Here is a 12399-nt window from a genome sequence, read left to right as displayed (position 1 = left end):
AGGGTGCTCAGCCCAGCGCGCGGATGCGCTCCACCGTCCGCGGCCCGAAGGACTCCCCCGGGACGCGGTCCGGGCCCGCCTGGACCGCCGCCCGCGGGCCCGCGAGGACCGGGTCGGATGCCATCGTCGCGCCGTAGGCCGCCCGTCTGGCGGCCCCCTCCGGGGTGAAGGTGCAGGCCACATCGGTCACGACGGAGGCGGAGACCCGCAGCCTGCGCATCCGCTCGCGGCGTTCGTCGACGTACGGGGCGAGGTCGCCGTCGTCGAGCACGATCTCGGCGACGGTGCGGGCGTCCCGCAGGGCGATCGACAGTCCCTGGCCGATGATCGGGTCGTTCCAGCCCGCGGCGTCCCCGATCAGCACGACGGCCGGGGCGATCGGGTCGGTCGTGGTCCAGGAGTCCGTCATCGGGTAGAAGACGCAGGGCCCGGCAGGTCTCGCCCGCCCGAACATGGCGCTGTCCGGGATGCAGTCGAGCTGGTAGGCGTCGAGGAACGCCCGGGGCCGGTCGGTGCCGGAGAACCGGCCGCGGTCCCGGACGTCGTGCAGCAGGTAGAGCCGGACCCGCCCGTCCGCGCGCGGGAAGAGCAGGTAGTGGAGGTCGCCCTCGGTGCCGAGGGCGGCGGTGTCGGCGGGCCAGTCGTCGAGCCCGTCGACCAGCATGCCGCCGCCCCTGGTGCGCGGGGTGCCGACCACCAGCTCGATCCCGGCCGACCGCCGGACACCGGACAGCCTGCCGTCCGCCCCCACCACGAGCCTGCAGACCACGGTGTGCTCCCCGCCCGACGGGTCGGTGTACCGCACCGCGGGCGGCTCCCCCGGCGTCGTCTCGACCCGGCCGATCCCGCGCACCACCCTGGCTCCGGCCGCGGCGGCCGCCGTGATCAGCGCCTCACAGGCCTGCGGATGCCAGACGTCCAGCGCCCCCGCGACGCCGGGGAGCACCCGGCTCAGCGGCGCCGCACCCGCCTCGGCCTGCGCGGGCCGGACGATCTCGTCGTAGAACACGGCCCGGGTCGCGTACACCCCGCCCGCCGCGAGGAACACCTCCTCGAGGCCCATCCGCAGGATCTCCGCCACGCCCCAGCAGGCGATGGTCTCGCCGCGCACCTTGTCCCGGTAGGCCGTCGCGCGTTCGAGCAGGAGCACGTCGCGGCCCTCGCGGGCCACCACCGTCGCCAGCGCAGACCCGGCGATGCCGCCACCCACCACCACGATGTCCGCCGTCTCCATCACGGCCTCCCCCCGCGTCCGTGGAGGAACAGAGCGGGACGATCCGGACGGCGATACCGCTCAGGTGCCGCAGAAGGTGACGAAGCCCTCGGTGGGGCCCGGCCGGGCGTAGCGCTCGAGGCCCGCCCGGACCTCGTACGGCCTGCTCAGCACCGCGACCAGCTGCTCGAACGGCGCCGGATCGCCCGCCACGGCCGCGGTCAGGGCCTCCTCGACGAGGTGGTTGCGGGGGATGTAGACCGGGTTGGCCCGGTCCATCACGGCCGGGTCGGGGTGCTCGGCCGTCCACCGGGCGAGCCACGGGTCGTCGACCGGGGCGGGGCCGCCGCGCAGGTGCTCCGCGAGGTCCCGCAGGAACGTCGTCAGGTCGAGGCGGCGCTCGGCGAGCAGGGTGAACAGGTCGTCCAGGAGCTCCTTCGGCGGCGCGCCCAGGCCCAGCTTCGCCTGCCAGCCCGCGCGCAGGTGGTGGTCGTAGCGGGCGGTGAAACCGCGCACCACCTCGGTGGCCTTCTCGACGGCGGTGTCCTGGTCGGAGTCGATCAGCGGGAGCAGGGCCTCGCCGAGCCGGGCGAGGTTCCACTGCAGGACGGCGGGCTGGTTGCCGTAGGCGTAGCGGCCGCTCCGGTCGATCGAGCTGAACACCGTGGCCGGGTCGTAGGCGTCCATGAAGGCGCAGGGGCCGTAGTCGATGGTCTCGCCGGAGATGGTCGTGTTGTCGGTGTTCATCACGCCGTGGACGAACCCGACCTGCATCCAGCGCGCCACCAGCGCCGCCTGCACCTCGACGACCCGCTCGTAGAGACCGAGGTACCCGTCGACCGTCGGGTGGTGGCGGGCGATCGCATAGTCGGCCAGCCTGCGCAGCAGCGCGACGTCCCCGGTCGCGGCGGCGTACTGGAACGTCCCGACGCGCAGGTGGCTGGCCGCGACGCGGGCGAGCACCGCACCGGGCTCCGGCCCGCGCTCGCGCAGCACCGCCTCCCCCGTCGCGACGACGGCGAGCGAGCGGGTGGTCGGGATGCCGAGGGCGTACATGGCCTCGCTGATCACGTACTCGCGCAGCATCGGCCCCAGCGGCGCCTTGCCGTCCCCGCCGCGGGCGAACGGGGTCCGACCCGAGCCCTTGAGGTGCAGGTCGCGCCCGTCCGGCAGCTCGCCGAGCAGCAGGGCGCGGCCGTCCCCGAGGCGGGGGCTGTAGTTGCCGAACTGGTGCCCGGCGTAGGCCATCGCGGTGCCCTCGCCGAGCAGGTTCTCCGGCGTGACGAGTGCGGGGTCGATCCCGAGCCCCCGGTTGACCAGCAGCACCCGGGCCTCCGGCGCCGCCTCGGCCTTCCACGGCACGCCGAGCTCCGGCAGTGCGCGGGCGTAGCTGTCGTCCAGGGCGATGCCGACGGCGGTGCTCATGCTCCCGAGAGTACGTCCGGACCGCCGCGGGCCGCGGCCCGAGCCGCAGCCGGGTCGGGCGCGGCGCAGGCGGCGGCAGCGCGGGCGCGGCACTGCTCCAGGGTCACCTCGGCGAGGGCCGCGCCCACCGCGGCCAGGGAGCCCGAGCCCATCGACAGGCTCGCCGCCCCCAGTCCGACCAGCACCGTGGCCAGCAACGGATCGGCCGCGGCCTCCCCGCACACGCCGACCGGCACGCCGGTCTCCGCGGACGCCTCGCCCAGCAGCCGGATCAGCCGCAGCAGCGCGGGCTGCCAGGGGTCGTTGAGCGCGGCGACCGGGCCGGACTGGCGGTCCGCGGCGAACAGGTACTGGGCCAGGTCGTTGGTGCCGACGGAGACGAAGTCCACCGCGGCCATGATCTCCCGCGCCGTCAGCACCGCGGCCGGGATCTCGATCATGACACCGGCGCTCGCGATCCCGTGCACGCGGCAGCGCTCGACGAAGAACCGCGCCTCCTCGGCCGTGGCGACCATGGGCGCCATGACCTTCAGCTCGGCGCCGGTCTCCTTCGCGGCGGCGGCGAGCGCGGCGAGCTGACGCTCCAGGACGTCCGCCCCGGCACCCGGGACCCGTGCGATCCGCAGGCCGCGCACCCCCAGCGCGGGGTTCGGCTCGCCGTCCAGGGTGAGGAACGGCAGGGGCTTGTCCGCGCCCGCGTCGAGGGTCCGGGCGGTCACCGGCCTGCCGCCGAAGGCGCCCAGCACCCCGTCGTAGACCGCACGCTGCCGCTGCTCGGAGGGCTCCTCGGTGGCGGCGAGGAACGCCAGCTCCGTGCGGAACAGACCGACCCCTTCGGCGTCGCGGCCCGCCGCCTGGGCGGCCCCCGCGGCGTCCCCGACGTTCGCCAGCAACGGGACGAGGTGTCCGTCGCGGGTCCGCCCGGTCCCGTCCCAGGTCGCCCGCGCGGCGGCGGCGCCCTCGACCCGTGCCTCGGCGGCGGAGGACACCTCGTCGACGGTGCCGGTGGCCCCGTCGACGATCACGAACTCCCCCAGCGACCGCGCCCCCGTGCACCCGACGACGGCGGGGATCCCCAGCGAGCGCGCCAGGATCGCCGTGTGGCTGGTCGGCCCGCCCTGCTCGGTCACCAGCGCCAGTGCGATGCCGGGTTGGAGCCCGGCGGTGTCGGCGGGGGCGAGGTCGGCCGCGACCAGCACACAGGGCTCGGACAGGTCGGCGACCCCCGGCGCGGGCAGCCCGAGCAGCTCGGCGACGATGCGGTCCCGCACGTCCCGGACGTCCGCGGCGCGCTCGCCCAGGTAGCCGCCCATCCCGGCGAGCATGTCCGCGAACTGCGACCCGGCCTCCCACACCGCACGCGCGGCGGGCCGACCCGCGGCGACGAGACCGCGGGCGTTGTCCAGCAGCGCCGGATCGCCGACCATCGTGATCGTCGCCTCCAGCACCTCCCGGGCGTCCCCGGTCGCCGCGTCCGCCCGCGCCTGCAGCCGTGCCGCGACGACCTCCATCGCGGGTCCGATTCGGTCCGCTTCGGTGTCCGGATCGGTGGGAACGGGCCCGACGGGAGGTTCACCGGGCGCGTCCGCCACGCGCACCACGCGCCCTCCGGCGCGGCCGGGACTCGCGGGGATGCCGGTCAGCTGCATGAGAACTCCTCGGATGACTTCGCCGTGACCCGTTGACGAACACCAGTAAAACCCACATACTCAGACTCAAGCAAGCGGAATCGGGCACTAATCCGGGAGCATACGAAGATGTACGCAGCGGAGCGGCAGCAATGGCTCCTCACCCGCACCCGTGAGGGTGGGCGGGTCGACGTGGCCTCGGTGGCCCAGGAGCTGGACGTCACGCCGGAGACCATCCGGCGAGACCTCGGCACCCTCGAGCGGCAGGGCCTCGTCCGTCGGGTGCACGGCGGTGCGATCCCGGCCGACCGGCTCGACTTCGAGCCCGCCCTCGGCCAGCGGGACAGCCTCGCCAGCCAGGAGAAGGAGCGCATCGCCAAGGCCGCGCTCGTCGAGCTCGAGGGCTGCCTCACCATCCTGCTCGACGCGGGCACCAGCACCGCCCGCCTCGCCCAGGTACTGCCGACGGACCGCGAGATCACGGTCGTCACCAACTCGCTGTCGATCGCGTCCATGCTCGCGACCCGGCCGAACGTCATCGTCCGGCTGCTCGGCGGGCGCGTCCGCGGCACCACCATGGCCGCGGTCGACGACTGGATGGTCGACACCCTGGCGACGCTCACCGTGGACGTCGCGTTCGTCGGGACGAACGGCTTCTCCCCGGAGCGCGGCCTCACCACGCCCGACCCCGCCGAGGCGGCCGCCAAGCGAGCCATGGTCGCCGCCGCCCGGCGGACCGTCGTCCTGGCGGACGCCACCAAGTACGGCACCGACCAGTTCGTCCGGTTCGCCCGCCTCGACCAGGTGGACGCGCTGGTCACCGACACCGCGCTCGACGACGACGCCGCCGCGGCCATCGAGGCCGCGGGCCCCCGCGTCCTCAGAGCCTGACCCGCCCGACCCCACCACCCGCGAGCCCGACATCCCGGCCCGCGCGTCCGACCCCATTCACGAGGAGGTGAGCCCATGATCGTCACCGTCACGCCCAACCCGAGCCTGGACCGCACGGTCGAGGTCGCCGAGCTCCGCCGCGGCGAGGTGCACCGGGCGCTGTCCGGTCGGCTCGACCCGGGCGGCAAGGGCGTCAACGTCTCCCGCGCGTTGACCCGCGCGGGCGTGCCCACCCTCGCCGTGCTGCCGTCGGGCCGCGCGCCGGGAGGGCGTCTGCAGGGCCTGCTGGACGTCCTCGGCGTGCCCGCCGTGACCGTCCCGATCCACGGGGCGACCCGCTCGAACATCACGATCGTCGAGCCGGACGGGACCACGACCAAGCTCAACGAGGCCGGACCGGTCCTCACCGTCGAGGAGATCGACGAGATCACCGAGCAGGCGATCGCCCGCTCCCGGGACGCGTCGTGGCTGGTCAGCTGCGGGTCGCTGCCCGAGGGCATGCCGGTGGACTTCCACGCGACGCTCGTCCGCCGGTCCCGCACGCGGACCGCGATCGACACCAGCGGGGCGCCCCTGCGGGCCGCGGTCGCCGCCGGACCGGACCTGATCAAGCCCAACCACGAGGAGCTGGCCGAGCTCGTCGGCCGCTCCCTCGACAGCCTCGGCGACGTGCTCGCCGCAGCCCGGCAGCTCCGCGCCGGGGGCGTCGGCGCGGTCCTCGTCAGCCTCGGCGCCGGTGGCGCCCTGCTGGTCGAGGAGACCGGGGAGTGGCACGCCGCCACCCCGCCCGTCGCCGTCCGCAGCACGGTGGGCGCAGGCGACGCGACCCTGGCGGGCTTCCTCGCCGCCGGGGGCACCGGGCCGGACGCCCTGGCACGTGCCGTCGCGTACGGAGCCGCGGCCTGCCGCCTGCCGGGCAGCGAGATGCCCGCACCGCACGGGATCCCCCTCGCCGACGTCCACGTCGGCACCCCTCAGACCGAGCTCGCACTCACCGGAGACGCCGCATGACCGACCAGCTGATCACCGCCGATCTCGTCGATCTCGACCTGCCCTCGACCAGCCGCCAGGCAGCCGTCCAGGCGCTGGCCGAGCGCCTGGCGAAGGCGGGCCGGGTCACCGACCTCGCGCAGTTCCTCGCCGACATCGAGGCCCGCGAACAGCAGATGCCCACCGGGCTCGAGGGTGGCATCGGCATCCCGCACTGCCGCTCCGCTGCCGTCACCGTGCCGAGCCTGGCGTTCGGCCGCAGCACCACCGGCGTCGACTTCGGCGCCGAGGACGGGCCCGCCACGCTCGTCTTCATGATCGCCGCCCCGGAGGGCGGGAACACCGACCACATGACGGTGCTCGCCGCACTGGCCCGCCGCCTGGTCCGCAAGGCCTTCAAGCAGGAACTGCACGACGCGACCGACGCCGCCGCCGTCGCCGACTACATCCAGAAGGAGGTCGGGGCATGAAGCTCCTGGCCGTCACCGCGTGCCCCACGGGCATCGCGCACACGTACATGGCCGCCGAGGCCCTCGAGGTCGCCGCCGAGGAGGCGGGCCACGAGATCGTCGTCGAGACCCAGGGGTCCGCGGGCTCGACCCCGTTCACCCCGGAGCAGCTGGCCCAGGCCGACGCGATCATCCTCGCGGCCGACGTCGAGGTCCGGGACAAGGACCGCTTCGCCCATCTGCCCACCGTCACGAGCGGTGTCAAGAAGGCGATCTCCGGCGCCGACGCGCTGATCGAGCAGGCCGTCGCCGCGGCCACCGCCGCGCCCGCGGACCGGTCCGCCGAGCCGGTGCTCGCGGTCAAGCAGTCCGGCCCGGGCACCGCGAGCAGGGTCCGCGGGTGGCTGATGACGGGGGTCTCCTACGTCATCCCGTTCGTGGCCGCGGGCGGCCTGCTGATCGCGCTGGGGTTCGCGCTCGGCGGATACCAGATCACCGAGGCCCCGAAGGTCACCGAGGGCTTCGACTGGACCTCGCACCTGTCCTGGGCGGCACTGCTGTTCCAGCTCGGCGCGCTGGCCTTCGGTCTGCTGGTGCCGGTCCTCTCGGGCTTCATCGCCTACGCGATCGCCGACCGGCCCGCCCTCGTGCCCGGCTTCGTCGGCGGCCTGGTCGCGGTCGAGACGAACGCGGGGTTCCTCGGCGGTCTGGTCTCCGGTCTGCTGGCCGGTGGGTTGATCTTCTGGATGAAGAAGTGGAAGGCGCCCAAGGCGGTCGCCGGGATCATGCCGGTGCTGGTGCTCCCCCTGATCGGTACCGCGGTCGTCGGCGGGATCATGTTCGTGGTCGTCGGGCAGCCCTTGGCCGCCGCCACCACGGGCCTCACCGACTGGCTCAACGGCCTGTCCGGCTCCAACGCGATCCTGCTCGGCGCCCTGCTCGGGCTGATGATGGCCTTCGACATGGGCGGCCCGGTCAACAAGGCCGCCTACGCCTTCGCCGTGGCGGGGCTGTCCACGCAGTCCGACACCGCACTGCTGATCATGGCCGCCGTGATGGCCGCGGGGATGACCCCGCCGCTGGCCCTGGCCCTGGCCTCGACCGTGCGGAAGAGGCTCTTCACCGAGGCCGAGCGGGAGAACGGGCGCGCGGCCTGGCTGCTGGGCGCCTCGTTCATCACCGAGGGCGCGATCCCGTTCGCGGCGGCCGATCCGCTGCGCGTCATCCCGTCGATCATGGCCGGGTCCGCGGTGACCGGCGCGCTGTCGATGGCCTTCGGGTCCACCCTGCGGGCCCCGCACGGCGGCGTCTTCGTGATCCCGCTGATCGGCAACCCGTTCGGCTACCTGGTCGCGATCGTCGCCGGGACGCTCGTCTCGGCCGCGCTGGTGATCGCGCTGAAGTCCGTGGGCCAGAAGAAGGCCGCCACCGAGACCGTTCGCGCGCCGCGCCGAGCGGCCACCGTCTGAGAGAGGGAGAGACCACCATGGCCGAGCGCCGCGTGAAGGTCGGATCGTCCGTGGGGCTGCACGCCCGCCCCGCCAACCTGTTCTGCAAGGCCGCCGGACAGCAGCCCGCCAAGGTCACCATCGCCGCGGGTGACCGCGGTCCGGTGGACGCCCGCAGCATCCTCTCGGTGCTGGGCCTGGGCGTGAACTCCGGCGAGGAGGTCGTGCTCGCCGCCGAGGACACCGAGGACGGCGAGCAGTCCGTCGAGGCACTGGCCGAGCTGCTGGCCCAGGACCTGGACGCCGTGCCCAGCTGATCCGCCGCGCACCACGGGCGTCCCCGACCGGGGGCCGCCCGTGTTTCGTGCCCGTAACGGGGGACCTCCAGCGATGGCCCCGCCCCCGCCGAGGGGCGACGATGCGAGACAGCCCTGCCGTTCCCGCCGACGCGAGCGGTCTCTCCGACGGACGGAGCCCACCACGGTGACCGCGAGCGCCCACCGCACCGAACTGCTGGCCCCGGACTCGCTGGCGGCCCACTCCGGTGTCGTCTCCGAGTCCGAGCACAGTGCTCTGCGTGCGGACATCCGGCGGCTGTCCACGATGCTGGGGCAGTCGCTCGCGAACCAGGCCGGGCCGGACCTGCTCGAGCTGGTCGAGGAGGTCCGCAAGCTCGCCCGGGAGGACCCGGACGCGGTCACCGAACGACTGTCCGGGCTGGACACCGGGACCGCGGTCACCCTCGCCCGGGCGTTCTCGCAGTACTTCCAGCTCGCGAACGTCGCCGAGCAGCTGCACCGCTCGCGTGAGCTGCGCGCGCTGCGGCCCGCCGAGCGCCGCCCGCTGCACACCGTCATGGAGCGCCTCGCCGGGGACGCCGACCACGCGGCGGTGCAGGAGGTCCTCGCCCGCGCCCAGCTGCGGCCGGTGTTCACCGCGCACCCCACCGAGGCGTCGCGGCAGTCCGTGCTGCGGATCCTGCGCCGGGTGGCGGACGGGCTGGACCGCGGCGTGTCGGACGCCGAGCTGGGCTCCCTGGTCGACCTGCTCTGGCAGACCGACGAGATCCGCCCGGGCCGCCCCACCGTGACCGACGAGGCCCGCAACGTCGCCTGGTTCATGGAGCGGCTGGGCACCACCACGGTCCCCGACCTGGTCGGCGAGTTCGAGGCCGAGGCCGCCGCGCACGGGTTCGAGGTCCCCGCCGACTCCCGCCCGCTCACCCTCGGGGTCTGGGTCGGCGGGGACCGCGACGGCAACCCCAACGTCACCCCGGACGTCACCCGCGAGGTCCTGGAGCTGTACTCGGACCGCGCGCTGAAGATCCACGACTCGCTCGTCGAGCAGCTCATCTCGGAGCTGTCGATCTCCACCAAGGTCATGGGCGTCTCGGAGGAGCTGCGCGGCTCGCTGGCCCGAGACCGCCGGGTCCTGCCCGCGGTGCACGACCGGTTCATCCGGCTCAACCAGTTCGAGCCGTACCGGCTCAAGCTGTCCTACGTCCAGGCCAAGCTCGAGAACACCCGCGCGCGGATCGCCGCGCACTCCCCCCACGTCGCAGGCGTGGACTACCTCGGCGTGGCCGACTACCTCGCCGACCTGGGGGTCCTCGACCGCTCGCTGCGCGGCCACCTCGGCGCGCGGATCGCGGGCGGCACCCTCGCCCGGGCGATCCGGGCGGCGAAGGCGCTGGGGCTACACCTCGCCGAGCTGGACATCCGCGAGCACAGCCGGAAACACCACGACGCGCTCGGCGCGATCTACGACGAGCTCGGCGAGCTGGACAAGCCCTACGCGGAGCTGACCCGCGCCGAGCGCCGCGAGCTGCTGTCCAAGGAGCTGCAGGGCCACCGCCCACTCATCCGGCGGCACTACGGCGTCCCCGAGGCGGCGCGGACCGTGATCGCCACGTTCGACATGCTCCACGAGGTCCAGCACGACTTCGGGCCGGACGTGGCGCGCACCTACATCGTCTCGATGGCCCAGGACGTGGACGACCTGCTCGCCGTCGCGGTGCTCGCCCGCGAGTCGTACATGGTCGAGCTCAAGTCCGACCCGCGCTCGTCCGTGGACCTGGTGCCGCTGTTCGAGACCGTCGAGGAGCTCTCGCAGGCGGGCACCCTGCTGGAGGGCCTGCTCAGCGACCCCGGCTACCGGCAGCAGGTCCGCAACCGCGGTGACCTGCAGGAGGTCATGCTGGGGTACTCGGACTCCAACAAGGGCGCCGGGATCACCAGCTCGCAGTGGGAGATCCACCGCGCGCAGCGCCAGCTCCGGGACACCGCCGCGCGGTTCGGCGTGCGGCTGCGGCTGTTCCACGGCCGCGGCGGTTCGGTCGGGCGCGGCGGCGGGCCCGCGGGGGAGGCCATCGCGTCCGCCCCGTACGGCTCGGTGGACGCCACGATGAAGCTCACCGAGCAGGGCGAGGTCATCTCGGACAAGTACTCGCTGCCCACGCTGGCCCACGACAACCTGGAGATCCTGCTCGCCTCCATGCTCGACGCCAGCGTGCTCCACACCGAGTCCCGCTGGCCGGACGAGACGCTGGCCCGCTGGGACGAGGCCATGACGTGTGTGTCCGAGGCGGGCAAGAAGGCCTACCGCGAGCTCGTCGGGGACCCGCGGCTGCCGGAGTTCTTCGCCGCGGCCACCCCGGTGGACGAGCTGGGCAGGCTCAACGTGGGATCGCGGCCGTCGAAGCGTCCGGGGGCGAACCCGTCGCTCGACGACCTGCGCGCCATCCCGTGGGTGTTCGGCTGGACGCAGACCCGGATGGTCGTCCCCGGCTGGTACGGCCTGGGCAGCGGTCTGCGGGCCGCCCGCGAGGCGGGCTACGGGGACGTGCTGGACGAGATGCGCCGGTGGGCGTTCTTCTCGAACCTGCTCGGCAACGTCGAGATGACGCTGGCCAAGACGGACCTGCGGATCGCCTCGTACTACGTGTCCACGCTGGTGGAGCCCGGGCAGCAGGAGCTGTTCGAGCAGGTCCGGGCCGAGCACGGGCGGACCCTGCGCGAGGTGCTGTCGCTGACCGGCAACGCCGTGCTGCTGGAGGGCCACCCGGTCCTGCGCCACACCCTGTCCGTGCGCAACGGCTACCTGGAGCCGCTGCACCACCTGCAGGTCGAGCTGCTGGCCCAGCGCCGCAGGACGGGCGTGGCGGACGCCGACCTCGAACGCGCCCTGCTGCTGACCATCAACGGCATCGCGGCGGGCATGAAGAACACCGGCTGACGCCTCCGCTACCCTCCGTCGGGTGACGCTCACCAGCGGTGACGAAGGGCTCTACGGCAAGCGGGTGCTCGTCGACGTCTCGCACGCGATCGAGCGGTTCGCGCTGGCTGCGCCCGCCGGGCCGCTGGTGGTCGTCGCGATGTTCCAGAAGTGGTCGTACTTCGAGCGCGAGGTCGAGGTCTACCGGCGGATCGCCGCGTCCGGCGCGGTGACGGTCGTCGGGTTGGCGGAGGACCTGCCGCCGCGGCTGCCCCCGGGGATCCGGCACGCGCTGGTGGGCGCGGACGATCCGCTGGCCCGCGAGTGGAGCGTCACCGTCCTCGGCCCGCACGGTGGGGCCACGCTCGTGGCGACCGATCTCGAACGCGTCGCCCCCGGGGCGTTGTCGCTCGAGGGCGGGCGCCAGTTCCGGGGTCGCTGGTCCTACCGCCGGGACGAGGCCTACCGCGAGATCCTGCGGCTGCGGTCCACCCTGCCCCTGACCGACGACGGTCGGGCGGCGATCGACGACGTGCTCGCCGCCGTCGTCGCCGTGCCGGAGCCCGCGGTGCAGGGCTGGTGGGACGCGCCGCTGCGGTTCCTCACCGCCCGCGCGGACGAGGCCGACCGCCGTCGCATCCGGGCCGAGACGCGGCTGGCCGAGATCGAGGCGGAGGGCCGGGACCGCGACCCGCGCACCGGCCTGCACACCGTGTCCTTCCTGGACCGCTGGACCCGCGGACTGGGCGAGGGCACGCTGCCGATCGGGCTCGTGCTGCTCCGGGTGCTCGGGGTGTCCGAGGTGCGCGCCCAGCACGGGCTGCGCGCGGAGCTGGCGGCGCTGCAGGGTGTCGCGCACTCGGTCGGCGGCATGCTCGGGGACGTCGACACGGTCGTCCGGATGGGCAGGGACGACTTCCTGGCCGTCCTGCCCTCGTGGACCCGGGCGGACGTGGCGAGGTTCAGCGAGGAGGCCTGTGCGCGCGTCGGCGAGCTCGCCCACCGCTACCCGTTCGTGGCGCTCCCGGGCGTGGCCGCCGCTACCGTCACCCGCCGTCGGCCGCTTCCGCTCCCGCAGCTCGCCCACCAGGTCGCGGGGGCGGCGCGCACCCGTCAGCCCGTGCGCGTGCTCGCCGGCTGAC

General features: G+C 74.3%; 10 protein-coding genes. 7 read left to right on the top strand and 3 right to left on the bottom strand.

The annotated features are described in order from the left end of the window. Positions 1 to 7: 7 nt before the first annotated feature. Genes ABD993_RS00545 through ABD993_RS00535 form a run of 3 tightly spaced genes read right to left on the bottom strand, consistent with a single transcriptional unit; the run spans position 8 to position 4287 of the window. Positions 8 to 1234: an FAD-dependent oxidoreductase gene (locus tag ABD993_RS00545; RefSeq protein ID WP_345411567.1), complete on the bottom strand. Its 1227-nt coding sequence runs from the start codon at positions 1232 to 1234 to the stop codon at positions 8 to 10. Positions 1235 to 1294: 60 nt separating this feature from the next. Continuing rightward, on the bottom strand, positions 1295 to 2638 hold the full coding sequence (locus ABD993_RS00540) for a protein adenylyltransferase SelO (RefSeq protein ID WP_345411564.1): 1344 nt from the start codon (positions 2636 to 2638) through the stop codon (positions 1295 to 1297). Next, a complete protein-coding gene (locus ABD993_RS00535; protein WP_345411562.1) occupies positions 2635 to 4287 on the bottom strand; it encodes a phosphoenolpyruvate--protein phosphotransferase in 1653 nt (550 codons plus the stop codon). The genes ABD993_RS00540 and ABD993_RS00535 overlap by 4 nt, the downstream gene beginning before the upstream one ends. 108 nt (positions 4288 to 4395) lie before the next feature. On the opposite strand from ABD993_RS00535, the gene ABD993_RS00530 reads away from it, so the two are divergent. The 7 genes from ABD993_RS00530 to ABD993_RS00500 all read left to right on the top strand — a co-directional run bounded on the left by ABD993_RS00530 (position 4396) and on the right by ABD993_RS00500 (position 12398). Then, a complete protein-coding gene (locus tag ABD993_RS00530) occupies positions 4396 to 5157 on the top strand; it encodes a DeoR/GlpR family DNA-binding transcription regulator (protein ID WP_345411560.1) in 762 nt (253 codons plus the stop codon). Between the two features lie 75 nt (positions 5158 to 5232). Continuing rightward, a complete protein-coding gene (pfkB, locus tag ABD993_RS00525; RefSeq protein ID WP_345411558.1) occupies positions 5233 to 6168 on the top strand; it encodes a 1-phosphofructokinase in 936 nt (311 codons plus the stop codon). Next, complete coding sequence (locus ABD993_RS00520) at positions 6165 to 6617, top strand: PTS sugar transporter subunit IIA (protein WP_345411557.1); 453 nt, start codon at positions 6165 to 6167, stop codon at positions 6615 to 6617. The genes pfkB and ABD993_RS00520 overlap by 4 nt, the downstream gene beginning before the upstream one ends. After that, complete coding sequence (locus ABD993_RS00515; RefSeq protein ID WP_345411554.1) at positions 6614 to 8065, top strand: PTS fructose transporter subunit IIC; 1452 nt, start codon at positions 6614 to 6616, stop codon at positions 8063 to 8065. The genes ABD993_RS00520 and ABD993_RS00515 overlap by 4 nt, the downstream gene beginning before the upstream one ends. A 17-nt stretch (positions 8066 to 8082) precedes the next feature. Next, positions 8083 to 8361, top strand: a complete 279-nt coding sequence (locus ABD993_RS00510) for an HPr family phosphocarrier protein (RefSeq protein WP_345411551.1) — start codon at positions 8083 to 8085, stop codon at positions 8359 to 8361. Positions 8362 to 8527: 166 nt separating this feature from the next. Continuing rightward, on the top strand, positions 8528 to 11278 hold the full coding sequence (gene ppc, locus ABD993_RS00505) for a phosphoenolpyruvate carboxylase (protein ID WP_345411549.1): 2751 nt from the start codon (positions 8528 to 8530) through the stop codon (positions 11276 to 11278). Positions 11279 to 11300: 22 nt separating this feature from the next. After that, positions 11301 to 12398, top strand: a complete 1098-nt coding sequence (locus ABD993_RS00500; protein ID WP_345411546.1) for a DICT sensory domain-containing protein — start codon at positions 11301 to 11303, stop codon at positions 12396 to 12398. Position 12399: the final 1 nt, after the last annotated feature.

The organism is Pseudonocardia xishanensis (assembly GCF_039541715.1).
GTDB lineage: Bacteria > Actinomycetota > Actinomycetes > Mycobacteriales > Pseudonocardiaceae > Pseudonocardia > Pseudonocardia xishanensis.
This window is presented reverse-complemented; position numbering and strand designations above follow the sequence as displayed.

Excerpts from the sequence above, each read along its gene's own strand:
- ABD993_RS00545 (WP_345411567.1), bottom strand. The coding sequence starts at position 1,234 with ATGGAGACGGCGGACATCGTGGTGGTGGGTGGCGGCATCGCCGGGTCT.
- ABD993_RS00540 (WP_345411564.1), bottom strand. The coding sequence starts at position 2,638 with ATGAGCACCGCCGTCGGCATCGCCCTGGACGACAGCTACGCCCGCGCA.
- ABD993_RS00535 (WP_345411562.1), bottom strand. The coding sequence starts at position 4,287 with ATGCAGCTGACCGGCATCCCCGCGAGTCCCGGCCGCGCCGGAGGGCGC.
- ABD993_RS00530 (WP_345411560.1), top strand. The coding sequence starts at position 4,396 with ATGTACGCAGCGGAGCGGCAGCAATGGCTCCTCACCCGCACCCGTGAG.
- pfkB (WP_345411558.1), top strand. The coding sequence starts at position 5,233 with ATGATCGTCACCGTCACGCCCAACCCGAGCCTGGACCGCACGGTCGAG.
- ABD993_RS00520 (WP_345411557.1), top strand. The coding sequence starts at position 6,165 with ATGACCGACCAGCTGATCACCGCCGATCTCGTCGATCTCGACCTGCCC.
- ABD993_RS00515 (WP_345411554.1), top strand. The coding sequence starts at position 6,614 with ATGAAGCTCCTGGCCGTCACCGCGTGCCCCACGGGCATCGCGCACACG.
- ABD993_RS00510 (WP_345411551.1), top strand. The coding sequence starts at position 8,083 with ATGGCCGAGCGCCGCGTGAAGGTCGGATCGTCCGTGGGGCTGCACGCC.